The organism is Methylomarinum sp. Ch1-1, assembly GCF_030717995.2.
In the GTDB taxonomy this organism is placed as follows: Bacteria; Pseudomonadota; Gammaproteobacteria; order Methylococcales; family Methylomonadaceae; genus Methylomarinum; species Methylomarinum roseum.
In genome coordinates, this window is the sequence record NZ_CP157743.1 from 2,137,742 (window position 1) to 2,163,302 (window position 25,561).

At 53.1% G+C, this 25,561-nt stretch carries 24 protein-coding genes, 1 tRNA gene and 1 CRISPR repeat array (1 of these 26 only partly in view); of the genes, 16 read left to right on the forward strand and 9 right to left on the reverse strand.

Features of this window, described 5'->3' with window-relative positions; all coding sequences use genetic code 11:
• Nucleotides 1-50 precede the first annotated feature (50 nt).
• The 5 genes from Q9L42_RS10015 to Q9L42_RS10030 all read right to left on the reverse strand — a co-directional run bounded on the left by Q9L42_RS10015 (nt 51) and on the right by Q9L42_RS10030 (nt 3,891).
• Entirely contained in the window at nt 51-242 is a 192-nt protein-coding gene (locus tag Q9L42_RS10015) for a hypothetical protein (protein WP_349432708.1), read from the reverse strand.
• Between the two features lie 31 nt (nt 243-273).
• Entirely contained in the window at nt 274-528 is a 255-nt protein-coding gene (locus tag Q9L42_RS21470; protein ID WP_432648898.1) for a phage integrase SAM-like domain-containing protein, read from the reverse strand.
• 279 nt (nt 529-807) lie between these two features.
• Nucleotides 808-883 (reverse strand) — tRNA-Thr (locus Q9L42_RS10020).
• A gap of 51 nt (nt 884-934) precedes the next feature.
• Nucleotides 935-3,091 (reverse strand): YgiQ family radical SAM protein, encoded by a 2,157-nt coding sequence (locus Q9L42_RS10025; RefSeq protein WP_305908575.1) that lies wholly within the window; start codon nt 3,089-3,091, stop codon nt 935-937.
• The gene (locus tag Q9L42_RS10030; RefSeq protein ID WP_305908574.1) at nt 3,088-3,891 is read right to left on the reverse strand and encodes a spermine synthase; all 804 of its coding nucleotides are present in this window, start codon (nt 3,889-3,891) and stop codon (nt 3,088-3,090) included. Before Q9L42_RS10030 ends, Q9L42_RS10025 begins: the two co-directional genes overlap by 4 nt.
• 57 nt (nt 3,892-3,948) lie before the next feature.
• Here Q9L42_RS10030 and Q9L42_RS10035 point away from each other — a divergent pair, with 57 nt between their 5' ends.
• The 6 genes from Q9L42_RS10035 to Q9L42_RS10060 all read left to right on the forward strand — a co-directional run bounded on the left by Q9L42_RS10035 (nt 3,949) and on the right by Q9L42_RS10060 (nt 9,986).
• Nucleotides 3,949-5,265 carry an MATE family efflux transporter gene (locus Q9L42_RS10035; RefSeq protein ID WP_349432709.1) on the forward strand — a complete coding sequence of 439 codons (1,317 nt, stop codon included), beginning with the start codon at nt 3,949-3,951 and terminating at the stop codon, nt 5,263-5,265.
• Between the two features lie 372 nt (nt 5,266-5,637).
• A complete protein-coding gene (locus tag Q9L42_RS10040; protein WP_349432710.1) occupies nt 5,638-6,018 on the forward strand; it encodes a hypothetical protein in 381 nt (126 codons plus the stop codon).
• Nucleotides 6,019-6,143: 125 nt separating this feature from the next.
• A complete protein-coding gene (locus Q9L42_RS10045) occupies nt 6,144-6,791 on the forward strand; it encodes a DUF2760 domain-containing protein (protein ID WP_305908570.1) in 648 nt (215 codons plus the stop codon).
• Nucleotides 6,791-8,770: an Hsp70 family protein gene (locus tag Q9L42_RS10050; protein ID WP_349432750.1), complete on the forward strand. Its 1,980-nt coding sequence runs from the start codon at nt 6,791-6,793 to the stop codon at nt 8,768-8,770. The genes Q9L42_RS10045 and Q9L42_RS10050 overlap by 1 nt, the downstream gene beginning before the upstream one ends.
• A gap of 158 nt (nt 8,771-8,928) precedes the next feature.
• Nucleotides 8,929-9,480, forward strand: a complete 552-nt coding sequence (locus Q9L42_RS10055) for a J domain-containing protein (RefSeq protein WP_305908569.1) — start codon at nt 8,929-8,931, stop codon at nt 9,478-9,480.
• A gap of 152 nt (nt 9,481-9,632) precedes the next feature.
• Entirely contained in the window at nt 9,633-9,986 is a 354-nt protein-coding gene (locus tag Q9L42_RS10060; protein ID WP_349432712.1) for a hypothetical protein, read from the forward strand.
• On the opposite strand, the gene Q9L42_RS10065 is transcribed toward Q9L42_RS10060, so the two are convergent.
• A complete protein-coding gene (locus Q9L42_RS10065) occupies nt 9,952-10,368 on the reverse strand; it encodes a hypothetical protein (protein WP_349432713.1) in 417 nt (138 codons plus the stop codon). The genes Q9L42_RS10060 and Q9L42_RS10065 overlap by 35 nt on opposite strands.
• The gene (locus Q9L42_RS10070; RefSeq protein ID WP_305908566.1) at nt 10,319-11,659 is read right to left on the reverse strand and encodes a replication-associated recombination protein A; all 1,341 of its coding nucleotides are present in this window, start codon (nt 11,657-11,659) and stop codon (nt 10,319-10,321) included. The genes Q9L42_RS10065 and Q9L42_RS10070 overlap by 50 nt, the downstream gene beginning before the upstream one ends.
• A gap of 676 nt (nt 11,660-12,335) precedes the next feature.
• On the opposite strand from Q9L42_RS10070, the gene accA reads away from it, so the two are divergent.
• The 9 genes from accA (at nt 12,336) to truD (ending at nt 21,159) form a co-directional block, all read left to right on the forward strand.
• Nucleotides 12,336-13,310, forward strand: a complete 975-nt coding sequence (gene accA / locus Q9L42_RS10075; protein ID WP_305908565.1) for an acetyl-CoA carboxylase carboxyl transferase subunit alpha — start codon at nt 12,336-12,338, stop codon at nt 13,308-13,310.
• 84 nt (nt 13,311-13,394) lie between these two features.
• Entirely contained in the window at nt 13,395-14,714 is a 1,320-nt protein-coding gene (gene tilS / locus Q9L42_RS10080; protein ID WP_305908564.1) for a tRNA lysidine(34) synthetase TilS, read from the forward strand.
• Nucleotides 14,715-14,798: 84 nt separating this feature from the next.
• The gene (locus tag Q9L42_RS10085; protein ID WP_305908563.1) at nt 14,799-16,433 is read left to right on the forward strand and encodes a CTP synthase; all 1,635 of its coding nucleotides are present in this window, start codon (nt 14,799-14,801) and stop codon (nt 16,431-16,433) included.
• Complete coding sequence (gene kdsA / locus Q9L42_RS10090) at nt 16,433-17,266, forward strand: 3-deoxy-8-phosphooctulonate synthase (RefSeq protein ID WP_305908562.1); 834 nt, start codon at nt 16,433-16,435, stop codon at nt 17,264-17,266. The genes Q9L42_RS10085 and kdsA overlap by 1 nt, the downstream gene beginning before the upstream one ends.
• A gap of 13 nt (nt 17,267-17,279) precedes the next feature.
• The gene (eno, locus tag Q9L42_RS10095) at nt 17,280-18,560 is read left to right on the forward strand and encodes a phosphopyruvate hydratase (RefSeq protein WP_305908561.1); all 1,281 of its coding nucleotides are present in this window, start codon (nt 17,280-17,282) and stop codon (nt 18,558-18,560) included.
• Between the two features lie 109 nt (nt 18,561-18,669).
• Complete coding sequence (gene ftsB / locus Q9L42_RS10100) at nt 18,670-18,939, forward strand: cell division protein FtsB (protein ID WP_305910238.1); 270 nt, start codon at nt 18,670-18,672, stop codon at nt 18,937-18,939.
• A gap of 3 nt (nt 18,940-18,942) precedes the next feature.
• Nucleotides 18,943-19,635 carry a 2-C-methyl-D-erythritol 4-phosphate cytidylyltransferase gene (gene ispD / locus Q9L42_RS10105; protein ID WP_305908560.1) on the forward strand — a complete coding sequence of 231 codons (693 nt, stop codon included), beginning with the start codon at nt 18,943-18,945 and terminating at the stop codon, nt 19,633-19,635.
• A complete protein-coding gene (ispF, locus tag Q9L42_RS10110; RefSeq protein ID WP_305908559.1) occupies nt 19,632-20,105 on the forward strand; it encodes a 2-C-methyl-D-erythritol 2,4-cyclodiphosphate synthase in 474 nt (157 codons plus the stop codon). The genes ispD and ispF overlap by 4 nt, the downstream gene beginning before the upstream one ends.
• A 4-nt stretch (nt 20,106-20,109) precedes the next feature.
• The gene (truD, locus tag Q9L42_RS10115; RefSeq protein WP_349432714.1) at nt 20,110-21,159 is read left to right on the forward strand and encodes a tRNA pseudouridine(13) synthase TruD; all 1,050 of its coding nucleotides are present in this window, start codon (nt 20,110-20,112) and stop codon (nt 21,157-21,159) included.
• Here truD and Q9L42_RS10120 read toward each other — a convergent pair.
• Nucleotides 21,118-21,336, reverse strand: a complete 219-nt coding sequence (locus Q9L42_RS10120; RefSeq protein WP_305908558.1) for a hypothetical protein — start codon at nt 21,334-21,336, stop codon at nt 21,118-21,120. The genes truD and Q9L42_RS10120 overlap by 42 nt on opposite strands.
• A 330-nt stretch (nt 21,337-21,666) precedes the next feature.
• On the opposite strand from Q9L42_RS10120, the gene Q9L42_RS10125 reads away from it, so the two are divergent.
• Nucleotides 21,667-21,867: a hypothetical protein gene (locus tag Q9L42_RS10125; RefSeq protein ID WP_305908557.1), complete on the forward strand. Its 201-nt coding sequence runs from the start codon at nt 21,667-21,669 to the stop codon at nt 21,865-21,867.
• 586 nt (nt 21,868-22,453) lie between these two features.
• Here Q9L42_RS10125 and Q9L42_RS10130 read toward each other — a convergent pair.
• Complete coding sequence (locus tag Q9L42_RS10130) at nt 22,454-22,984, reverse strand: REP-associated tyrosine transposase (protein ID WP_305908556.1); 531 nt, start codon at nt 22,982-22,984, stop codon at nt 22,454-22,456.
• Between the two features lie 78 nt (nt 22,985-23,062).
• A CRISPR array of direct repeats spans nt 23,063-25,561; the repeat unit is 28 nt; unit sequence TTTCTAAGCTGCCTGTGCGGCAGTGAAC (it continues 1,189 nt past the right edge of the window).

Genomic DNA, 25,561 nt, shown 5'->3' on the forward strand with positions numbered 1-25,561 from the left:
TATTCCATTCGCGGTGGGTTTTACTGCCTTCAAGGGAAAGCGGCAAGGCATTATTCGCAAAGTCGATATCCCGCCACTTGAGCGAAAGCAGCTGGTTTTGCCGCATGCCGGTAAAAAAACACCATTTTGATCACGGTTTTCCAGAACCATTTGGGCATGAATCGTTCTTCGTGATGATCGATCGTATCGATGATTTGTACCAGAGACGCTTGTTCGATGGTTTTTTTCTTGCGTTTTGGCAATCTGGTTTTGGGAATGTCGAGCAGCTCATCATCAGGTTAGCCAGTTCTTTTTCAGGGCGTAATTCAATAGAGCCCGCAAATGGGTATAGTAATTGTTCCAAGTGGTGGCGGACGCGCGTTTCAAAATATCGTTTCGCCAAGCAATGAGCACTTCCTCAGTGAGTTCGCTAAGCAAGGTGATCTTTTGTTCCTGCTGAATTTTACGGGTGATAGCGCGATAATTTCGGATGGTGGCGGGGCAGGTAGGATGCCAAGAGTTGGTCCAAGGAGAGAGTCTGGATTCCAGTCACATTCGTCATGCGTCTGTTTCTTATTCCTAACGTGAAAAGCAATTCTATAATACTATTGTAGACTGTCTATGCGTTATGGTAGTATCCGCACTAAACCGGAAGCGGATCAGGCGTCACTGCGCTGATTCGCAAAGTCTTGTGCCCGCAAGACTCTCCAGACAAGTAGGTTAGGATATACCTGAATTTTCGGGAGAATGACAGCTATCATTTTACGCTGAGGAACCTCGGTAAAATGATTCAATATCAAGGTATCTTTTTAAAAAAAAGATAAAAAATGGAGCTGGTGATGGGACTCGAACCCGCGACCGGCTGATTACAAATCAGCTGCTCTACCAACTGAGCTACACCAGCTGAAGAAGTTGAACATTATAAAGATTTTTTTTAGCTTGGCAATAGTTTTTTCTATTTTTTTGTTCTTTTTTTCGCCGGCCGCCGAGTCTGCTTGCGCCCATTGGGTTTGTCGAAGCCGGTGTGTTTGGTTCTAAAATTTTGACCTTTAAAGTTTTTTTGTTTTGTTGCGGCGCCCGTTCCTTTGGGTTGGAAGCTGGGGATCAGGTGATGCTTGCCGTTGCCGATCAGGTCGGCTCTGCCCATGCGTTTCAGCGCGTCGCGCAATAACGGCCAGTTTTTCGGATCGTGATAGCGCAAGAAAGCCTTGTGCAGGCGGCGCTGCTTGATGCCTTTCGGTATCGATATGTCGTCGGCGCTGCGGCTGACCTTGTGCAGGGTGTCCTTGCCGGAATGATACATCGCGGTGGCGATCGACATCGGCGAGGGCAGGAAGGCCTGCACCTGGTCGGCTCGGAAACCGTTGCGTTTCAGCCAGAGCGCCAGGTTCAGCATGTCTTCGTCTTTAGTGCCGGGGTGGGCGGCGATGAAATAGGGAATCAGATATTGTTCCTTGCCGGCTTCCTTGGAATATTTGTCGAACATCTGCTTGAAGCGGTCGTAGCTGCCCATGCCCGGTTTCATCATTTTCGACAGCGGGCCTTGTTCGGTGTGTTCCGGGGCAATTTTCAGATAACCGCCGACGTGATGGCTGACTAGCTCCTTGACGTATTCCGGTGACTCGACGGCCAGATCGTAGCGCAGGCCGGAGGCGATGAAGATCTTCTTGATGCCGGGCAGTTTACGGGCGCGGCGATACAACTTGATCAAATGACTGTGATCGGTATTCAGGTTAGGGCAGATACCGGGGTAGACGCAGGAAGGCTTGCGGCACGAGGCTTCGATCTTCGGGTCTTTGCAGGCCAAGCGATACATGTTGGCGGTCGGTCCGCCCAGGTCGGAAATATGGCCGGTGAAGGCGGGCGAGGTGTCGCGAATCGCTTCGATTTCGCGGATGATGGAATCCTCCGAACGGCTCTGGATGATGCGGCCTTCGTGCTCGGTAATCGAGCAAAAGGTACAGCCGCCGAAACAACCACGCATGATGTTGACCGAATGTTGGATCATCTCAAACGCTGGGATGTTGGCGTTGCCGTAGGTTGGGTGAGGCAGTCGGGAGTAGGGCAGGTCGAAGACGCCGTCCATTTCCTTGCTGGTTAGCGGTATCGCCGGCGGATTGACCCAGATTTGCCGGGCGCCGTGTCGCTGGATCAACGGCCGAGCGTTGCCGGGATTGGTTTCGCCGTGCATGACGCGTGAGGCATGGGCGTAAAGAATGTTGTCTTCCTTAACGGCCTCGTAATCGGGCAGGCGAATGACGGTTTGCGTTCGCTGCTTGTTGGGTATGGTTCGGTGAAACTGAACGACATTTTCCTGACCGGCGCCAGCCTCGGGTTTATCGGCGCAGGCCGGCTGCTCCTGGTAGGGATTTTGCGGCGCATTGATCGCGCCCGGTTTGTCGATGCTGCTGGAATCCTTCTCGATCCAGCCGTTCGGGATTTGTTTGACGAAATGCACGGTGCCGCGGATGCCTTTCAGGTCGCCGATCGTTTCGCCCTGGGCCAGGCGATGAGCGATTTCGACGATTTGCCGTTCGGCGTTGCCGTAGACCAGTAAATCGGCCTTGGAATCCATCAATATCGATTTGCGCACCTTGTCGGACCAGTAATCGTAATGGGCGATGCGCCGCAGGCTGGCCTCGATGCCACCGATGATGATCGGGATGTTTTTATAGGCCTCGCGGCAGCGATGGGCATAGACGTTGACGGCCCGGTCCGGACGCTTGCCGCCTTCGCCATTGGCGGTGTAGGCGTCATTGGAGCGGATTTTACGGTCGGCGGTATAGCGGTTGACCATCGAATCCATGTTGCCGCCGGTAACACCGAAAAACAGATTGGGGCGGCCCAGTTTTTTAAAATCCTCGGCGCTATGCCAGTCGGGTTGGGAGATGATGCCGACACGGAAGCCCTGCGCTTCCAGCACTCTGCCGATCACCGCCATGCCGAAGCTGGGGTGGTCGACATAGGCGTCGCCGGTCACCAGTATGATATCGCAGGCATCCCAACCGAGCTGATCCATTTCCTCCTGGCTCATCGGTAATTGGGGGGCGATGCCGAAGCGCTGCGCCCAGTATTTTCTATAGCTGAAGATATTGCTTGCCGGTTGATTCATTTTCTGATGACTCGATTGAGTACTTTGTTGTTGTTACGTTTGAAGTCCTGCACAAAGGTCGGAAATTCGAGCTGATACTGTTGTTCCAGTCGTAAAGCTTTGAGCTGTAATTCTTTCATGCTGGGTTTGGCCATATCTGCGCCGAAGGCGAAGCCGATGACATTGCCGCGCTTGCGCACAGGCAGGAACAAAATGCGCCAGTCGAACACTCGGCCCATATTCCAGGCGACTTCCTGAAACTGATCCTTATTCGTGCCCCATAGATTGATCGCCAATAGACCATCTTCTTGCAATAACGTTCGACAGTCTTCGAAAAAAGTCTCGCTGCTGACTTGCGGGGCCATGCCTTCATGGTCGAAGGCGTCGATCATGATTAGATCGTGTTGATCGGCCTGTTGGTGGCTTTGCCGATCGACATATTCGGCGCCGCAGCCGATTTTGACTTTCAGGCGCGGGTCCAGCGGCAGGCCGAAATGACTGCGCGCGACTTTCAACACGCCGCGGCGAAATTCGACGACCTTGATCTTGCAGTCGACAAATTGGTGCAGCAGGTATTTGGTCAGGGTGCCGCCGCCCAGGCCGATCATCAGGATATCCCGAGGCGAATCGTGGAACAGCAACAAGGCCATCATCGCTCTTGCATACAGGGAATGCAGTTGGTTGGGGTCTTCAAGCAACATCGTGCTCTGACGGGAATGAGAACCGAAATGCAGGGCTCTGACGCCTTCCTTGTCGATGATCTCGATCACGCCTTCGTCATCGTGGCTTTGGTGCACCATTAAGCCATCATATTTGTACATGGACTGATAAAAATTGTTTTAAACTGTACTATTTTCCCTGAATTCAACAAAATTGTCTTGAAAAATAAAGCCCTTAGCCATCGTCTGGTTTTGTCGTTGGCGTTGCCGATGATCGTCTCGAATATCTCCACGCCGCTGTTGGGACTGGTCGATACGGCGGTGATGGGGCATCTGGATTCGCCGCAATTTCTCGGCGCCGTGGCGCTGGGCGGGCTGATTTTCAGTTTCATTTATTGGGGCTTCGGCTTCCTGCGCATGGGCACTACCGGCTTGACCGCGCAAGCCTTCGGCGAAGGGCATGAGCGCGAAATCAAGGCGATTTTGTTCAGGGCGTTGTTGTTGGCGCAACTGATCGCCTTGCTAATTCTGTTGTTGAGTCAGCCGTTGGCGCGGTTGAGCTTTACGCTGCTGCAGGGCGGTGCGACGGTGGAAGCGTTGGCCCATCGTTATTTCGATATTCGCATCTGGAGCGCGCCGGCGACCCTGGGCGTCTATGTTTTGACCGGCTGGTTTCTGGGCATGCAGAATGTCAAGGCGCCATTGGCGATCGTGTTGGTCACTAATTTGAGCAACATCGGTTTGGATATCTGGCTGGTCTATTATCTAAAGATGGAGGTTACCGGTGTGGCGCTGGCCTCGGTGGTGTCCGAATACCTGGGATTGATGCTCGGCTTGCTGTTGTTGGTCGGGCGCCTGCGGAGACTCGGCGCCTGTAAAGGCCTGGCTGTCGGCGATGTTAATAAAATCAAGGCGATGCTGGCGATCAACGGCAATATCTTCATCCGCACCTGGTGTCTGATTTTCGCCTTTGCCTTTTTTACCGCCCAGGGCGCCCGACTTGGCGAGGTCATCCTGGCCGCCAATGCGGTGTTGCTGAATTTTCAGACCTTCATGGCCTATGCGCTGGATGGTTTCGCCCATGCCGCCGAGGCGCTGGTCGGCCGCGCGATCGGCGAAAAAAATCGCGACCAGCTGAAACACAGCATCAACACCGCCGCCTTGTGGTCCTTGCTGATAGCCTGTTGTTTCGCCGGCGTTTACGCCTGGTTCGGCCATTCTGTGATCGATGCTCTGACCGGCCTGGAGGAGGTCAGGCAAGTCGCTTACCGCTATTTGCCTTGGTTGGCGGCGATGCCGTTGCTGTCGTTTGTCTGCTATTTGTTTGACGGGATTTTTATCGGCGCGATGCTGTCCCGGCAGATGCGCAACACGATGCTGTTTTCGTTGTTTTTCTGTTATTTGCCGGCTTGGTATCTGAGCCGCGAATTGGGCAATCACGGTTTATGGCTGGCGATGACGGTGTTCATGCTGGCGCGCGGTTTATCGATGAGTTGGATTTATAAAAGGACGCGGTTTGTCGGCCTGGAGAGTTGAAAATAGCGAATTCGATCATATTATAATCGTCGCGGCATAAAGTTCGGGTAAGGAATATGCACAAAATAACTTCCCGAGACAGTAGGCTTTGTGGAGGTTCGGTAACTCGCTTGACAGGACGCCGTTCACCCGACACCTAAATAAACGACGATTATAAATCATAGCCAATAGTTTATGGTAATTAGGTGCTGGGTGAATATTCCCCTGGCGGCTAACAGGATTCCTGCCGCCAACACCTTTGCCAAACACCGCGTTGCCGAATTTGCAAAGCGCTGAACACGATGGGCGATGGGGACAATATGCCGGTGGGCAATTTTTGCAACATCGCGTAAAATGACGGCCAACAGTATTCCACTATCGATGGGCAACATTATGAAACAGTTTTTAGGATTGGTATTGATGATTGGCGCGGTTTCGGTATTCGCCGACGACGCCAAAAACGAATGGCGCAACACTTCGTTAAGCGATCAGACCATCAAGCAAATTCAGCATGCGCAATTTAATTACAAGCAGTGTATCGCTGAGGAAATGCAGAAGAAAGGCTATGCCAAAATCGAAAGCCGCAATGCAACCGAAGCGATCGTCAAGCGTTGCGAAGCGGTGCTGGCAGGCATGCGCAAAGTCTATCTCGATGCCGAAGTGCCGGGCGTGATTGCTGACCGACACCTGAAAAAAATGCGCATTCAAATGATGCGTCGAGTGTTGAAACAGTTGATGTTCGCCGAAGCGGCGCGGGCAGCAGGAAAACCTTAAGTTTCGTGGGGGCGGTGGCGATTAACGAGCGACCGCCGAATCTTTTATCCAGACAATTGGTCGCCGCATTCCTTGATACGGTGCATGCACGGGGGCGTGTCGGCTGATTAAGCAGCAAGAGCATTATGAATAAAACATATAGCATAGATTTGTCATTACAGCCGACCACGTTTGATTTGTGGCATGTTTGCCTGGCCGGGACCGCGGCGATTCTGGCATTAACCCTAGTCGTCGTGCTGTTGGTCATGGTGATCAGCCTAGCCCGGGGCAAGAAAAAGCCTGCTGAACAAGCGGCGCCGGCTCCCGAGCCTGAGGTGAAGGTGGTCGAGAAAGTTGTCGAAGTCGAAAAAATCGTCGAAGCGCCGGCGCCGGAACCGGTGGTTTTAAAAGAAGCGACGCCGGATGCAGCCCTGCAATTATTGAGCTTGTTGCAAAAAGAAGCGCGTTTTGTCGATTTCATCAAAGAAAACATCGGTTCCTATAGCGACGCCGATATCGGTGTGGCGGCACGCGTGGTTCACGAAGGTTGCAATAACGTCATCAATGAACATTTCAAATTGGCCAGTGTTCGGGAGGAACAGGAAGGCAGCAAGATCACCTTGGAAAAGGGCTTCGATGCCTCGGCCGTTCGCCTGACCGGCAACATCGTCGGCCAAGCGCCGTTCACCGGAACGCTGGTGCATAAAGGCTGGCGGGTAACCGACATGAATCTACCGAAGCTAACCGAAGGGCATGACGCCAAAATCATCGCGGCGGCAGAGGTCGAGCTATGATGAATAATTTGTTCGGACACGTAAAACAGCAAGAACAGGCTTCCGCCGAAGATTATTCGGGGGAACAGTCTGTCGAACATCAGGAGCCAGAGGAGCAGAGCCCTGAAGAATCCAACCGCGGTGAGTCGAGTCAACCCGACCACGAGGGGGCGCGTTACTCGGTAGGTATCGACCTCGGCACGACCCACTGCGTCGTTTCCTATGTCGATTTATGGGAAAGCGGCGACGAGGTGGTGCAGGAAGTCATGCCGATTCCGCAGCTGACCGCGCCCGGCGAGGTGGAAGAGAAAAGCCAATTGCCGTCGTTTTTATATTTGCCGCATGAGGCTGAGATCGCCGAAGGCTCCACGGCTTTGCCTTGGTCGTCTAAGCCTGAATATCTGGTTGGCGATATTGCCCGCAATATGGGGGGCAAAACGCCGATACGTCTGGTGGCCAGCGCCAAGAGTTGGCTGTGTCATGCCGGCGTCGACTGCAAGGAACCGATTTTGCCGGCCGATGCGCCGGAAGAAATCGAGCGGGTGTCGCCGTTTCAGGCGACTCAAGCTTATTTGCGCCACATGTGTGATGCCTGGCAGTATAAACATCCCGATGCGCCGTTAGCGGAGCAGGATGTCGCCATTACCGTGCCGGCGTCCTTCGATCCCGCCGCTCGCGAGTTGACGGCCGAAGCGGCCCGTTCGGTCGGCCTGGATCATGCCCTGTTGCTGGAAGAGCCGCAATCCGCCTTATACAGCTGGATCGAAATGAGCGAAGGCGATTGGCGCAACCATGTCAATGTCGGCGACATCATTCTGGTCGTCGATATCGGTGGCGGCACCACCGACTTGTCATTAATCGCCGTGACCGAACGGGACGGCAGCCTGGAATTAACCCGAGTCGCGGTCGGCGATCACATTCTGCTGGGCGGCGACAACATGGATCTGGCCTTGGCCTATACCGTCAAGGCGAAACTGGAAAAAGACAGCGGCAAGCGTCTGGAGGCCTGGCAATTACAAGCCTTGACCCATGCCTGTCGGGACGCCAAGGAAAAACTGTTCAATGATCCCGAGATCGATAACATTCCGTTGGTCGTGGCCAGTCGCGGCTCGTCGCTGATCGGCGGCACGTTGCGCACCGAGCTGACCCGTGGCGAAGTCGATCAGATCTTGGTGGAAGGCTTTTTGCCGGAAATCGAAGCTGCGGAAAGGCCGGTTTCAAGACCGCGTTCCGGGTTGAGATCGGCCGGTCTGCCTTACGCCCAGGATGCCGGCATCACTCGTCATCTAGCGGCTTTTCTGTCCAAACAGTTGAGCGCCACCGATGAACTGAAAGATATTCAACTGCCCGAAAATGCAAGTTTTCTTCATCCTAGCGCAGTCTTGTTCAATGGCGGCGTGTTAAAAGCCGGCTTGTTGGCCGAACGCCTGATGAAGGTGTTGAATTCATGGTTGCAGGCCGAGCAGGCGCCGGAAGCCAGATTGCTCGAAGGCGCCAATTTGGATCTGGCGGTGGCGCGTGGCGCGGCCTATTATGGTTTTGTCCGCAAAGGCAAGGGCGTGCGCATCAAAGGCGGCACCGCGGCTTCCTATTATGTCGGCGTGGAAAGCGCGATGCCCGCCGTTCCCGGCATGCCGCCGGAAATCGAGGCCTTGTGTATCGCCCCGTTCGGCATGGAAGAAGGCACCGAAGAAGAACTGCCGGATGACGAGTTCGGCCTGATCGTCGGCGAGCCGGTGCGTTTTCGTTTCTTTGCCTCCAATGTCCGCCGCGAGGATCGGGTTGGTGCGCGACTCGATTATTGGGCCGAGGATGAGCTGGAAGAGTTGGAGGAAATCGAAATCATCCTGCCTGAAGAGGGGCGCCGCGCCGGCGAGGTGGTGCCGGTGCATCTATCGGCCGCGGTCACCGAAGTCGGCACGCTGGAATTGCATGCCGTTTCCCAGCAGGATGGCCAGCGCTGGAAAATCGAGTTCGAGGTCAGGGCGGGCGAAGAGTAATCCCTTCATCGAGGAGGCTCAACGATTGGGCCTCCTTTTTTCAGAACGATATATGGGAAGGCTGAATTTTGACGAATCATCAAGTCTGGACTAGACTTTTATGAGTACTGTCAACACTTTTTTGGCGTTAGAGTCTTTCTGAGAGCAGTTTGTTAGTCATGAATAATAACAATGTCGATTTTTATGAATTATTGGAAATTAGTCCTAATGCTAATGCGGATACAATAGACCGGGTATTCAGATATTTAGCCCAGCGTTATCATCCGGATAATGGCGATACCGGCGATGCCAGTCGTTTTGCCGGTATCGTCAAGGCGCATGAGGTATTGCGCGACCCGGAAAAAAGAGTCGCCTACGACCTTCATTACAATAATCTGTTGAAATCCCGATGGGAGATTAAAGGGGAGGCTAGCAGTTTTTACAATTCGACTAACGATGCTATCATTCAAGACAGGATCCTGTCTGTTTTATACGTCAAACGGCGCCGGAATATTCATAATCCGGGGATAGGCAACATGGAGTTGATGCGGCTGGTTGAATGTCCGCAAGAGCATATCGATTTTCATTTATGGTATCTGAAAGAAAAAGGCTGGATCTGTCGTTTGGAAAATGGCCTGTTGGCGATTACCGTTGACGGCATCGATCATGTGGCGGCTTCATCGACCGATGAGCAAAAATTGAGCAGGCTATTGACCGATCAGAGCCATTAGAATTTTCGGCGGATCCGCTGCACTTGATCCGTTCTACCATAGATTTCGTAGGATGTGCTGAACTGCGTGAAGCGCATCTCGGCATCTGGTGCGCTTCCTGTCGTCAGCACACCCTACTTGATTCTGTTCTGCGATTGATCGTTTTGATTACCATGAAGGTCATCAAGATCAGGAAGTTTGTCGCTTTTTCGGCGGATCCGCTGCGCTTGATCCGCCCTACCGATCCGCCCTACCGTAGTTTCGTAGGATGTGCTGAACTGCATGAAGCGCATCTCGGCATCTGGTGCGCTTCCTGTCGTCAGCACACCCTACTTGATTCTGTTCTGCGATTGATCGTTTTGATTGCCATGAAGGTCATGAAGTTTGTCGCTTTTTCGGCGGATCCGCTGCGCTTGATCCGCCCTACCGTAGTTTCGTCGGATGTGCTGAACAACGAGAAGCGCATCTCGGCATCTGGTGCGCTTCCTGTCGTCAGCACACCCTACTTGATTCTGTTCTGCGATTGATCGTTTTGATTACCATGAAGGTCATCAAGATCAGGAAGTTTGTCGCTTTTTCGGCGGATCCGCTGCGCTTGATCCGCCCTACCGTAGTTTCGTCGGATGTGCTGAACAACGAGAAGCGCATCTCGGCATCTGGTGCGCTTCCTGCCGTCAGCGTCACCCTACTTGATTCTGTTCTGCGATTGATCGTTTTGATTGTCATGAAGGTCATGAAGTTTGTCGCTTTTTCGGCGGATCCGCTGCGCTTGATCCGCCCTACCGGAGGTTTTGTAACGGGCTTGTTTGATAGCGATTGTTTCGTGGGAGCGCCGCCCTCGGCGCGAAAGGAGACTGCCTTATTTTTGCTTGTCGCCGCGGAATCTGGCGTCTTTTTGATGCAAGGCATCCAATTTCTGCTTGATCTTGATTTCCAAGCCCCGTTCCACCGGAAAATAATATTGCCGGTCTCTCAATGGATCGGGTAAATAGGTTTCACCGGCCGCATAGGCGTCCTGCTCGTTATGGGCGTATCGATAATCCTTGCCATGCCCCAGCTCTTTCATCAGCTTGGTCGGCGCGTTTTTCAGGTGCGCCGGCACATCCAGTGAGCCACTGGCTTTGGCGTCGGCCAGCGCCGCTTTATAAGCCGCATAGACGGCGTTGCTTTTCGGTGCGCAGGCCAGATAGGCGACGGCCTGGGCCAGCGCCAATTCGCCCTCCGGGCTGCCCAGGCGTTCGTAAGCCCGGCAGGCGTCCAGCGCTACTTGTAAGCCGCGCGGGTCGGCGTTGCCGATATCCTCGGAAGCCATGCGCACCACTCGGCGGGCGATATACAAGGGATCGCAACCGCCGTCGATCATGCGGGCGAACCAATACAGCGCGCCGTCCGGATTGGTGCCGCGCACCGATTTATGCAGCGCCGATATCTGGTCGTAGAACATATCGCCGCGTTTATCGAAACGATTCAGCTGGCCCTGCAGGACTTCTTCCAAGACATTGACGGTGATGGTTTCCTGGCCGTCTTTAAGCTCACAGAGGTCGGCGCAGATCTGCAGAATATTCAGGCAGCGGCGGGCGTCGCCGTCGGCGGCTTTGGCGATCAGATCCAGAATGTCATCGTCGACGACAAGCTTCTTCTGTCCCAAGCCGCGCTGCGGGTCGTTCAGGGCGTTTTTCAACAGGCCTTTTAACGAGCCGAATTCCAGGCTCCTGAGTACATAGACCCGCAACCGCGAAAGCAGGGCGTTGTTCAGTTCAAACGAGGGATTTTCGGTCGTCGCGCCGAATAGCATGATCGAACCGTCTTCGATCGGCGCCAATAACGAATCCTGCTGGCTTTTGGAAAATCGGTGAATCTCGTCGATGAACAGTATCGTGTCGATGCCGCGGGTGGCCTTCAGGTTTTTGGCGTCGTTGACGGCCGCCCTGATTTCCTTGACCCCGGCCAACACCGCCGACAGTTCGATCAGATGGGAGCGGGAGGATTGCGCGATGATTTTGGCCAATGTGGTCTTACCGACGCCTGGCGGGCCCCAGAAAATCAGCGAATGCAGGTTGCCGTTTTCGATGGAAACGCGTAATGACTTGCCCGGGCCCAACAAATGCTCCTGGCCGATAAATTCATCGATATTGCCCGGCCGCATCCGGGAGGCGAGCGGTGCAAAGTCGTCGGCAGGGGCGGAAAACAGATCGTTCATTAAAAAACTGGAGTAAGGGTGACTTTCATATGACCGATATTGTATCGCAAAGTTGTTTGAAGGTTTATCAATACCATGAGTCGACGCATGTCATCGTATTTGTTAACTATTCGTTTTTATTGAGTATTTTTTGGCTGTGGGCGGTAGATCATTGATTTCTCGGGGCGCCTGAACACCTCCCTGGCAGCTAATGGCATCCTGCCTCACGCTGCACTTGCTCGTCCCTGTGCGGCGGCCGCTGCCGATTTCCTATCTCACGCGACACTTGCACATCCATGTGCGGCGGTCGCTGCCGATTTCCTATCTCACGCGACACTTGCACGTCCATGTGCGGCGGTCGCTGCCGATTTCCTATCTCACGCGACACTTGCACGTCCATGTGCGGCGTAAGCGCTGAGTGCGGCGTCCTGTTGCAGACAGCCCGATAAATCAATAATCGACTCCCTCTGATAAAAGGATGCTGAATAATTAAGTGATTGGTAATAGGGATAGTTGTATGAGCCACCATCCATGATAACTGGATTCCGGTAATCCATGCCGGAATGACGAAGCACCTGAGACCCTCTGACTTTTTCCAGGTACTTACAAAATTTTACTGAATAGTATAAATATTTTAGAAAAAATTATGGTTTTTCTATAAAATTGCATTCATTTCTAAATTCCCAAGCACAATTCCATGGATTTAAAGTTTCTCGATTTTGAACAACCCATCGCCGAGCTGGAAGCGAAAATAGAAGAGCTCCGCAAGGTAGAGTTTGATAACGATATTAATATTTCCGATACGCTGAAGCAGCTGGAACAAAAATGCGAAATGCTGACGGAAAGCATCTTTACCGATTTGAGCGATTGGCAGATTTCCCAGTTATCCAGACACCCGGGTAGGCCTTATACACTGGATTATATCAAGCTGATGTTTTCCGACTTTCACGAGCTGCATGGCGACCGCACTTATGCCGATGATCCGGCCATTGTCTGCGGCCTGGCGCGATTGGAGGGCCAGCCTGTTGTCGTGATCGGCCATCAGAAAGGTCGTGACACCAAGGAGAAAATTTATCGCAATTTCGGCATGCCGCGTCCGGAAGGGTATCGTAAAGCCCTGCGGGTGATGAAGTTAGCCGAGCGTTTTAAACTGCCGATCATCTGTCTGATCGACACACCGGGAGCTTATCCCGGCATAGGCGCCGAGGAACGCGGCCAGAGCGAGGCGATCGCCAGGAATCTGTTCGAGATGTCCAAGTTGAGAACGCCGATTATCTGCACGGTGATCGGCGAGGGCGGTTCCGGCGGAGCGTTGGCGATCGGCGTTGGCGATCGCCTGATCATGATGGAATACAGCACTTATGCGGTGATTTCGCCGGAAGGCTGCGCCTCGATTCTATGGAAAAGCGCGGAAAAATCGCAGTTGGCGGCGGAAGCGATGGGAATTACCTCCGACCGGGTGCGTGAGCAGGGCTTCCTCGATGAAGTGGTCAGGGAACCGCTGGGCGGCGGCCATCGAGATTTTCATAAAACCGCATTGAATCTGCGCGAAACATTGATACGCCACATGTATGATTTAAAAGAAGAAGCCAAGGACATGGATCAGTTGCTGGTGAAACGTTATCAGCGCATCATGCGTTATGGCTCCTATATCGAGGAGCCGGTGAAATAGGCGTTAAGCCGACCAAAGCAACGAGCAGAAGCGAACAGGGCCGATCTTTCGGCCTTTTTTGTTTCCGCTTAGCGATTCGAATCTATGACTAAATTGACCGCTGCGCTGATCGATACGATTTTGCCGGCAAACACGGCACGAATTTTCGTCGCTTACAGCGGCGGCGTCGATTCCCAGGTGTTGCTGCATCTTTGCGCTAACGAACCCGACTATCGGCAACGGCTGACGGCGGTTTATGTGCATCATGGCTTGCAGCGGGAGGCCGACGTCTGGGCCGAACATTGCCGCGTCAGCGCCGAACGTCTGGGCGTGGAGTTTAAGGAATTGCGGGTCGACGCCAGCGCAAAAAAGCGACAAAGCCCGGAGGATGCGGCAAGGACCGCTCGTTACGAGGCCTTGCGGGCGCTGCTGGCGCGGGACGATGTATTGCTGGTCGCCCAGCATCGGGAAGATCAGCTGGAAACGGTGCTGCTGCAATTGTTTAGGGGCGCCGGCGTATCCGGTTTGGCGGCGATGCCGGAACGGACGGAATTCGGCAAAGGCTGGCTGCTGAGACCGTTGCTGACTGTCGGCAAGCGCAGTATCCTTGATTATGCCGATAGCCATCGGCTGCATTGGGTCGAAGACCCCAGCAATCAAGCGGACGATTTCGACAGGAATTATCTGCGCAATAACATCGTGCCGCTGTTAAAACAGCGCTGGCCGTCCCTCGATAAAACGGTGGCGCGTTCGGCCAGGCATTGCGCCGCGGCGGCCGAATTGCTCGCCGGTCTGGCCGATGACTTGCTGGAAGATTGCTATGATCGGCGGGATCGGTCGTTAGCCGTGCAAGATTTATTGGCGCTGGATTTGAGCAAACGCAATTTAGTGCTGAGACGCTGGCTTGAAATGCAGGGCTTGAAGCCGCCCGGCGAAGCCTTGTTGCAAACGCTGATTGCCGAGGTCGCCTGCGCCGGACCCGAAGCCGACCCCGAGCTGCGCACGCAAGGCCGGGAGATCAAACGATACCGCGGAAGGCTATATTGTCTGCCCGCCAGCGCCCCGGTCAAGGAAAAGACCCGGGAGTGGCCGCAAGGCGTCAGCGAGATAGCGTGCGCCAACGGTTATCGCTTGCGGATTGCGCCTTCGTCCTCCGGTATTCCGGTCGGGCTTTGGCGGCAAGCTAAGGTCACAATCAAGCCCAGAGAAGGCGGAGAGATGCTCAAGCTGATCGGACGGAAAGGGCGGCATGCCCTGAAAAAATTATATCAGGAAGCCGCCGTGCCGCCCTGGCAAAGAGAACAGCGGCCGTTGATTTATTTGGACGGTCAGCTGGCGGCGGTGGCCGGCTTATGGGTGGCGGAAGCGTTTTTTTCCGCAGGCGAAGAATCTTGTTATCAAGTGTTGTGGGAGTCTATTGAATAAAGAAGGAAATTTATCGTTAAAAATGCTAAAATTGACAGTTTTTATTTAACTTGTCATCGACGATTCAGGGCAAATAATTATTTCATGACAAAATATATTTTTATTACAGGCGGCGTGGTTTCATCACTGGGTAAGGGGATTGCGGCGTCATCGCTGGCGGCCATCCTTGAAGACCGTGGTTTGAAAGTCACGATAACCAAGTTGGACCCTTACATCAATGTCGATCCCGGCACGATGAGTCCTTTTCAACACGGGGAGGTCTTCGTCACCGCGGACGGTGCGGAAACCGATCTGGATTTAGGGCATTATGAGCGGTTTTTGAAAACCACGATGTCCAAGAAAAACAATTTCACCACCGGCCAGGTCTATGAGGAAGTATTGCGCAAGGAGCGTAAGGGCGAATATCTGGGCGCCACGGTGCAGGTGATCCCCCATATTACCGATGAAATCAAGCAGCGCATTTTTGACAGCGCCGAAGGCATGGATGTCGCGCTTATCGAAGTCGGTGGCACGGTAGGTGATATCGAGTCGCTACCATTTTTAGAGGCCATCCGCCAGATCGGCATCGAGCTGGGTCATGACCGCGCCATTTTCATTCATCTGACCTTGGTGCCTTACATCAAGTCGGCCGGGGAAATCAAAACCAAGCCGACCCAGCATTCGGTCAAGGAATTGCGCACCATCGGCATCCAGCCCGATATTCTGATTTGCCGTTCCGAACAAGCGATTCCGTCGATAGAGCGACGCAAGATCGCCTTGTTCACCAATGTCTCCGAAGAAGCGGTGATTTCCGCCATCGATGCCGATACCATTTACCGGATTCCGTTATTGCTGAACGAGCAGGGGCTCGATGACATCGTCGTCGATAAACTGCGCCTCGATGTGCCCAAGGCCGATTTGTCGGAATGGGAAAAAGTGGTCGAAGGCCTGACCCATCCGACTGATGAGGTGGAAATCGCGATCGTCGGCAAATATGTCGATCATTCCGACGCCTATAAGTCGCTGAATGAGGCGCTGATGCATGCCGGCATACGCACCCGGCACCAGGTTAAGATCCGCTATATCGATTCGGAAATGATCGAGGAGCATGGCGTGTCGCTGCTGAAAGACGTCGATGCGATCTTGGTGCCCGGCGGTTTTGGCGAACGCGGCGTCGAAGGCAAGATCGCAACCGTGCGCTATGCCCGCGAGAACAAGATTCCTTACCTCGGCATTTGCCTGGGCATGCAGTCCGCGGTCATCGAATTCGCCCGCAATGTGGCCGGCCTGGAAGGCGCGCACAGCACCGAGTTTCTGATCGACAGTCTGCATCCGGTGATCGGTCTGATTACCGAGTGGAAAGACTCCGACGGAAAGGTCGAGACCCGCGACGAGGATTCCGACCTGGGCGGTACGATGCGCCTGGGCGCACAAAAATGCCGTCTGAAGCCGGATACCTTGGTTTATCAGCTTTATCAAAAAGACGTCATCACCGAACGCCATCGTCATCGCTACGAATTCAACAATAATTATATGCAGCAACTGGAGCAGGCCGGTCTGAGATTTTCCGGCAAGTCCATCGACGGCCGCCTGGTCGAGGTCGTGGAAATCCCGGATCATCCTTGGTTCCTGGCTTGCCAGTTCCATCCGGAATTTACCTCGACGCCGCGTAAAGGCCATCCGTTGTTTTCCGGTTTTGTAGACGCAGCGTCCAAGTATAGACAGGAGCAGACAAAATAATGAAGTTATTTGATTTCGAAGTCGGGCTGGACCAGCCGTTTTTTCTGATCGCAGGCACCTGCGTCATTGAAAGCGAGCAAATGACGCTGGACACCGCGGGCGCCCTGAAGGAAATAACCGCCGAGCTGGGCATCCCCTTCATCTATAAATCGTCGTTCGACAAGGCTAACCGCTCCTCGCACAAGAGTTTCCGCGGACCGGGTTTGGAAAAAGGCCTGCAGATCCTGGAGACGGTCAAGCAACAACTGCAAGTGCCGGTATTGACCGATGTGCATGAAGACACGCCGCTGGATGAAGTCGCCTCCGTCGTCGATGTGCTGCAGACTCCGGCATTCCTGTGTCGGCAGACCAATTTCATACAGGCGGTCGCCGCCCAGGGCAAGCCGGTCAATATCAAGAAAGGCCAGTTCATGGCGCCGTGGGACATGGTGCATGTCACCGACAAAGCCAAAGCGGCCGGTAACGATCAGATTATGGTGTGTGAGCGCGGCGCATCCTTTGGTTATAATAACCTGGTTTCGGATATGCGTTCGCTGGCGGTAATGCGCGATACCCAGTGTCCGGTGGTTTTCGATGCGACCCATTCGGTGCAATTGCCGGGCGGTCAGGGCGCCTGTTCCGGCGGCCAGCGCGAACATGTGCCGGTATTGGCCAGGGCGGCGATGGCCGTCGGCATCGCCGGTTTGTTTATGGAGACTCACCCTAAACCGGAAGAAGCGTTGAGCGACGGCCCCAACTCCTGGCCGTTGCATAGAATGAAAGAATTATTGCAAGTTTTATCAACCATAGACCAGGCTGTGAAAGCAAACAGCCTGATTGAAACAACTTTATAAAGGCAAGGTAATAATGGCTGAAATAGTAAATGTAAGAGCAAGTGAAGTATTGGATTCGCGTGGCAACCCGACCGTTGAAGCGGAAGTGACATTGGCTTCCGGCGTTGTGGGCAGTGCGATGGTGCCGTCAGGTGCTTCAACAGGTGAACGTGAGGCCATTGAGTTGCGCGACGGCGACAAATCTCGCTATCTGGGTAAAGGGGTTCTGAAAGCCGTTGAGTTCGTCAACAGCGAAATTCGCGACGCCATCATCGGCATGGATGCGGCCGATCAGGCGGCGATCGACAAAAAAATGATCGAACTGGACGGCACCGAAAACAAAGGTCGTCTGGGCGCCAATGCGATTCTGGGCGTATCGATGGCGGCGGCTCATGCGGCGGCGAAAGAAGGCGGAGTGCCTTTATACCGTTATCTGAACACCTCCGGCGAATACGTCATGCCGGTACCGATGATGAACATCATCAACGGCGGCTCTCATGCCGACAACAGCGTTGATCTGCAAGAATTCATGATTCTGCCGGTCGGCGCACCGACTTTCCGTGAAGCGATCCGTTACGGCGCCGAAGTTTTCCATCACCTGGCCAAAGTATTGAAAGGCAAAGGCCTGGCGACCACCGTTGGCGACGAAGGCGGTTTCGCACCTAACCTGTCTTCCAACGAAGAAGCGATCGAAGTGATCCTGGAAGCGATCGCCAACGCCGGTTACAAAGCCGGTGAAGACATCTTCCTGGGCATGGACGCGGCCAGCTCAGAATACTTCAAAGACGGCAAATACGTATTGGCTTCCGAAGGCCGCAGCTTCGATTCCAATGAAATGACCGACTTCTTCGTCGATTGGGTGGAAAAATATCCGATCATCTCCATCGAGGACGGCATGGACGAAAACGATTGGGACGGCTGGAAAACGCATACCGATAAACTGGGCGGCAAAATCCAGTTGGTCGGCGATGACTTGTTCGTGACCAACCCTAAGATCCTGAAAGAAGGCATCGACAAGGGCATCGGCAACTCCATCCTGATCAAAGTTAACCAAATCGGTACGCTGACCGAAACGTTGGAAGCGATCAACACCGCGAAAGCGGCTGGCTATTCCGCCGTCGTTTCTCACCGTTCCGGCGAAACCGAAGACACCACGATCGCCGACCTGGTTGTCGCGACCGGCACCGGTCAGATCAAAACCGGTTCATTGAGCCGTTCCGACCGTATCGCCAAATACAACCGTCTGATGAAAATCGAAGACGAATTGGGCGATAAAGCCGTTTACGCAGGTCGTAGCGCATTCAAAATGCTATAAAGCGTAGGCCGGGGTTCGCCATGCGAATCCCGGCTTTTGCAAAACACCTGCTATTTTTGTTGGATTAGGCGACCGTCTAATCCAACCGACCTAAGATGAGGGCACGCTTATTAAAATTCTCATCGCCATCATTATCTTGCTGATCGTTCACCTGCAGTATCGCTTTTGGCTGGGGGACGCCAGCGTCTTTCGGATACAGGAATATCAGCAGCGCCTGGACGCCTTGCAGAAAGAGGCGCAGGAGAAGAAAGAGCGCAATGACGCCCTTTATGCCGAAGTACTGGACTTAAGAAAAGGCCAGGAGGCGATTGAAGAACGCGCCCGTTATGAATTGGGCATGGTCAAGGAAAACGAAACTTTCTTTCAGGTGCTTGAATAAAGAATGACTCATTCAATCAAGAATTGGGCCGTCGTGCCCGCCGCCGGTGTCGGCAAGCGCATGCAGGCGGACAAGCCCAAGCAATATTTACCGTTGGCCGGCAAGACGGTCATCGAACACACCCTTTCCCGTTTGTTGCAATCCGACGCCTTTGACGCCGTCGCCGTCGCCATTTCCAAGGAAGATCCTTATTGGCCGGAGTTGGAAGTTTCCACTAACCCTCGCATCATCACCGCAGCGGGCGGCAAGGAAAGGGCCGATTCGGTCTTATCGGCCTTGCAGGCTCTAGAAGGGCGGGCGAGCGAAGACGACTGGGTGCTGGTGCATGACGCCGCCCGGCCTTGTTTGACCGCCGACGATGTTCATCAGTTGATCGCAACGCTGCAGGACGACCCGGTCGGCGGCATACTGGCGCTGTCGTCGCACGACACCCTGAAACAGGTCGAAGCCGGCAGCATCAGTGCGACGATAGACCGCTCTCGTGTCTGGCGCGCGTTGACGCCGCAGATGTTCCGCTATGGCATGCTCAGGGAGGCATTGCAGGAGGCGGAAGGCAACCCGGCCATCACCGACGAATCCAGCGCGCTGGAGCTGAAAGGCTATCGGCCGAAAATCGTCGAAGGTCGGCCGGACAACATCAAAATCACGCGCCCGGAAGATTTGCCGTTGGCGCAGTTTTATATGGAGCAACAATGATCAGAGTAGGACAAGGTTACGACGTACACCGCTTTAAAGAGGGCGGCGACGTGATTTTGGGCGGTGTCAAAATCGATTATGAAAAGGGCCTGGATGCGCATTCCGACGGCGACGTGGTCCTGCACGCGCTTTGTGACGCCTTGTTGGGCGCCGCCGCGCTCGGCGATATCGGTAAGCACTTTCCCGATACCGACCCGGAATTCAAGGGCGCGGACAGTCGAGTATTGCTGCGTCATGTCTATGGCATCGTCCAGCAGAAAGGCTATCAACTGGTCAATGCCGACATCACGATCATCGCCCAGGCGCCGAAAATGGCGCCTCATATCGAAGCGATGTGCAAAAATATTTCCGATGATCTGCACGCCGATAGCGATTGCATCAATGTCAAAGCCACCACGACCGAGAAGCTGGGATTTGAAGGCCGCAAGGAAGGCATTGCCGTGCAAGCCGTGGTTTTGATCGAGAAATGATCGCTTGAGCGAACAACACGACTATTCGCTTCCCGAATGGCCTTACGCCCATGGTGGGCCGGTCGGTAATGGGGACATCAAAACGCTTCCGGAGGACTTCATCGTCGACGAACGCTTGCCGTTCGCGCCGGCAGGAGAGGGCGAGCATGTATTCCTGCTCATCGAAAAAGTCGGCGAAAACACCGACTATGTCGCTCGGGCTTTGGCCCGCTATGCCGGCGTGCGACAGCGGGATATCGGATTTGCCGGCCAGAAAGACCGTCATGCCCGCACCACGCAATGGTTCAGTATATGGCTACCGGGCAAGCAAGACCTGGACTGGTCGGCGCTGGAGACGGAATCCATTAAAATAAACCAGGTTGCCCGCCATGCCCGCAAACTGAAACGGGGCGTCATTGCCAGCAACCGCTTTCAAATTCGCATCAGAAACTGGCGTGGCGATCGGGATGCGGCGGAGCATCGCCTGCAGATTATCCAACAACAGGGCTTTCCCAATTATTTTGCCGAGCAACGCTTCGGCCGAGACGGTCAAAATGTCAACAAGGCCTTGATCCTAGGCCAAGGTAAAAAGCTTAAGCGCGAGCAGCGCAGTCTTTATCTATCGGCCATACGCGCCTATTTATTCAATCAGGTGCTGGCGGAACGGGTGCGGCGGCAAAACTGGCGTCAGCCGGTAAGCGGCGACCTCTGCAAGCTGAGGCAAAGCAACAGCCTGTTCAAGGTTGAGACGGTTACCGAGGAGTTGGAACAACGGATGAAGGGGGGAGACATACACGCGACCGGCATCTTGTTTGGTAAAGGAGAGATCGACACCGCCGGTGAGGCTGGAAACATGGAAAAGCACGTGCTGGATCGCTATCCGGAGCTGACCGAAATCTTATTGAAATTCGATCTGGATTTGGGCAGGCGCGCCCTGAGGACCATGCCGGAAGAACTGGGGTGGATTTTTACCGACAACGGCGACTTGCAGGTGAACTTCAGTTTGCCGGCCGGGAGCTATGCGACGGCGCTGTTAAGAGAGCTGGTCGTCAGCGAAACGACGGTTAATCGCTAAATTGTTTTGGCGTCGATATGAGGCGCGTCGATCGATGTGGCCGGGTCTGACGTTTTTGCGCCGGTCATATTTTCTACGGTCGGGCAGGGGCTGAGACATCGCTAATAGGCGGGTCGTTAGATAGGTGGCGATGATGCAAATGACAAGATAGATGGCCAGATAAGCGACAAAAGACACTATCTCCTCCTGTTGGAAACGAATTTTATCCCAAGTATAGTCTATTTAATCTCAATCGGTTACCGTGATTTTTCCAAGCGCAGCGATGAAAATAGTTAAAGCCTTAGAGTCCGCGACGACTGTAAAGGCTTAACCCCGACTAAAAAAATGAATTATTTCGGGGGCTTGGAGTCTGTTTTATTTAACCCGGAAAATTTTTATTCAGATACAAACAGTACTCAATCCATTCTGGTTGCATTAAAGCCAATTTTCCACGGTTTATTTAAAAACCTAGGCTATCTTCATGGCAAATTCGGGTGAGTCGTCATGCAACATTATGGGAGTAAGACTATGGAAATATTCGATTCAATCAATCTTTTTCTCCTGAATCATCCGGTTATGCTGGGCCAATTAGAGCTGATGTTCCGGATAAAATTTTGGCTGCTGCTGGGCTTAGCCATATTTTTCATGCTCCTACCTTATCGGCAACGCAAAAAAGACCTGAAAATGCAAAAGGAAGAAGCTAAAAGAGCAGACCGTTTTCTCGCCTAAACAGTTTTCGAATCGCTGTTGAGCATAGAGGCCCGCCGATAAAGAAGACGCATCGATTCTCCTATAACTGTAGGGCGCGCACTGCGCACCCTCACAATGGTGTTCTGGCTCCATGGAGAGGGTTAAGCTCCCATCGTTTGACATAAGCCGCCGTAAGGAGGCCCGCCCCCGGGCCGAATAAAACATTGCGCGCCGAATGCGGCGCTCCGAGAATGCAGAGATCAATTTTACGATCATCGCGCCGAAATGCTACAAGGAGCTGCAGCCGCGCAGCAACCCAAGGAAAATGTAAAGTGCGCACTGCGCACCATCACAATGGTTCTAGCCATGGAGAGGGTTAAGCTCTCATCGTTAGACATAAGCCGCCGTAGGAGGCCCGCCCTCGGGCCGAATAAAACTTTTCGCGCCTCCAAGAATGCAGAGATCAATTTTACGATCATCGCGCCGAAATGCTACAAAGAGCTGCAACCGCGCAGCAATCCAAGAAAAATGTGCGCACCATCACCAAGACGTTTTGGTGGCATATGACCCTACGACAATTCTTTTCTCTCGTTCCCACGCTCCTGCGTGGGAACGCATACGGGGCTTACCAATCCATACAAACTTCAATCAACCCGTTTTGACCAAGATAATTCCTGGCGCTGGAATACCGCCAATGTTCAGGTCGATCGACATACCCGCGTTTTACCGGGTTTTGATGAATATAATCAACCTTCTGTCGCATCATTTCAACGTTTTGAATCCATTCCGGATGGCAGCCCTCCTGCCAGAATTGATAAGCGCGATCAATTTTGTGCACTTTTTTATAAAACGCCAATTGATCGAGAATCCGGACAGCATTATGTTGATGAAGATAGGCAAGCAATTCCCTGGAAGTATAAGATTTAAAGCGGGCCAAGTCGCGGCCTAATTGCTTGCTTTGAACCACTAAATGCATGTGATTCTCCAAAATCACAAAGGCGTATAACCTCAAGCCTTCTTCGTTCAAATGCTTTAACGAATCCAGTAAGATAGATACCGTTGCCGGACGTGTGAATACCGGTATCCAATGCAAAACCGACAGCGTGACAAAATGCGGCAATTCGTCGTCGACGATTTTATAGCGGCTTCTACCCATGTTGAAATTCTGTATGCGTTCCCACGCAGGAGCGTGGGAACGAGATCAAACTAAGAATATATCCTGTTTTCCGAGTTGTTTCAAAGCTGCCTGTGCGGCAGTGAACGTACCGGACGACGATTCGATGGCGTCGTATCATTTCTAAGCTGCCTGTGCGGCAGTGAACGTTAAGTCCGGGCGATGAGCGCCGATGAGTTTTTTCTAAGCTGCCTGTGCGGCAGTGAACGTTTGTTTTTTGGCATGGCGTTATAGAGGAGTTTTCTAAGCTGCCTGTGCGGCAGTGAACACGGAGCAGCACGAATGGGTCGGCGCCTTCTCTTTCTAAGCTGCCTGTGCGGCAGTGAACATCGCACCGATCAGACGGGCCGAGGGTGGGTCTTTCTAAGCTGCCTGTGCGGCAGTGAACGGGCCAGGCATGGACTGGCGACGAAGTGAAGCTTTCTAAGCTGCCTGTGCGGCAGTGAACGATGAATGGCCCCAAGTCCTTGCCCTGGACGTTTTCTAAGCTGCCTGTGCGGCAGTGAACAAGTATTTGCATTGTAGTTTCTAGCAGTTAATTTTCTAAGCTGCCTGTGCGGCAGTGAACCTTAGTACTGACAACACGCATCTTGACATAATTTTCTAAGCTGCCTGTGCGGCAGTGAACGATCGATAAAATCGAACGGATGGAAAACGCCTTTTCTAAGCTGCCTGTGCGGCAGTGAACGCAACGGCGGCATCTTCGCTGATGGCGTCATTTTTCTAAGCTGCCTGTGCGGCAGTGAACGCGACATGATCGCCTCCGATGCCGACACCGGATTTCAAAGCTGCCTGTGCGGCAGTGAACGTACCGGACGACGATTCGATGGCGTCGTATCATTTCTAAGCTGCCTGTGCGGCAGTGAACCGCCATACGGACTCAATAACTCGTAATCGGACTTTCTAAGCTGCCTGTGCGGCAGTGAACCAAGATCGGACCGAAGCGCCGGCTGGTATTGATTTCTAAGCTGCCTGTGCGGCAGTGAACAATATGCCAAAAAATCACGCATCTCGTCGATTTTTCTAAGCTGCCTGTGCGGCAGTGAACGCGTTGGGTTATCGGGCCTATTCGCGTGTTCATTTCTAAGCTGCCTGTGCGGCAGTGAACACCCAACATTTTGACCTGTAATTTGCTTTTGTTTTCTAAGCTGCCTGTGCGGCAGTGAACACGGTATCCATATCGACACCACAAAAACACGTTTTCTAAGCTGCCTGTGCGGCAGTGAACAAGTATTTGCATTGTAGTTTCTAGCAGTTAATTTTCTAAGCTGCCTGTGCGGCAGTGAACCAAGCTCTTCGCGCTCTTTCCTTGCCCACTCTTTTCTAAGCTGCCTGTGCGGCAGTGAACGAATAAAATTCGCACACTGTGAGCAACTAACATTTCTAAGCTGCCTGTGCGGCAGTGAACGATTTCTTGCTCAACAGCTTGCCTTAGGATTGTTTCTAAGCTGCCTGTGCGGCAGTGAACAAACAACAAAAGAAGAAAACGCATATTTGAAATTTCTAAGCTGCCTGTGCGGCAGTGAACAACAAAAAATTAACTGGGGGTAATTATGAAAATTTCTAAGCTGCCTGTGCGGCAGTGAACGTGTGTTTTACTTTGACTCATGCCGACTCCTTTTTCTAAGCTGCCTGTGCGGCAGTGAACTACAAAATGCAGATTCATCGACAAATTTAGATTTTCTAAGCTGCCTGTGCGGCAGTGAACATCAAACGTGATCACGATTCCGCGCGCATTTATTTCTAAGCTGCCTGTGCGGCAGTGAACAACACGAGCAATAGAAAATCAACCGTCAGCATTTTCTAAGCTGCCTGTGCGGCAGTGAACGCCTGATAACCGTTGCCGATGTTAAAGAAGCTTTTCTAAGCTGCCTGTGCGGCAGTGAACGTAGTCCGGAATCTTAAACACGATCCCCAGCTTTTCTAAGCTGCCTGTGCGGCAGTGAACGCGGCGACGGCCGGGATAAGGTCCGGACGAGCTTTCTAAGCTGCCTGTGCGGCAGTGAACAACTTAACGATGTTCGGGCTTTCCTTCCGCCATTTCTAAGCTGCCTGTGCGGCAGTGAACGCCTGTTGAGTGTGCCACGCACGTTTTGAGCTTTTCTAAGCTGCCTGTGCGGCAGTGAACAATGTACCACCATACTTGAGAATCCGGGTACTTTTCTAAGCTGCCTGTGCGGCAGTGAACTACCTGATATTATTAGTCTACGTTCTAGTGCTTTTCTAAGCTGCCTGTGCGGCAGTGAACGCGAAGCGGCCCTGGGCCTACGCCAAAGCAATTTTCTAAGCTGCCTGTGCGGCAGTGAACTCATTGTTCTGTTGCTGCTGGGTTTTGTACTTTTTCTAAGCTGCCTGTGCGGCAGTGAACCTACAGTTGAACGATATACTGGGTGAGGATGTTTTCTAAGCTGCCTGTGCGGCAGTGAACGAGTCTAACAGGTCTGGGTTGTTGCTGAAGCTTTTCTAAGCTGCCTGTGCGGCAGTGAACACCGGCTCCTGTAGGACCAAACATAAATGTGTTTTCTAAGCTGCCTGTGCGGCAGTGAACTACTATAGCCA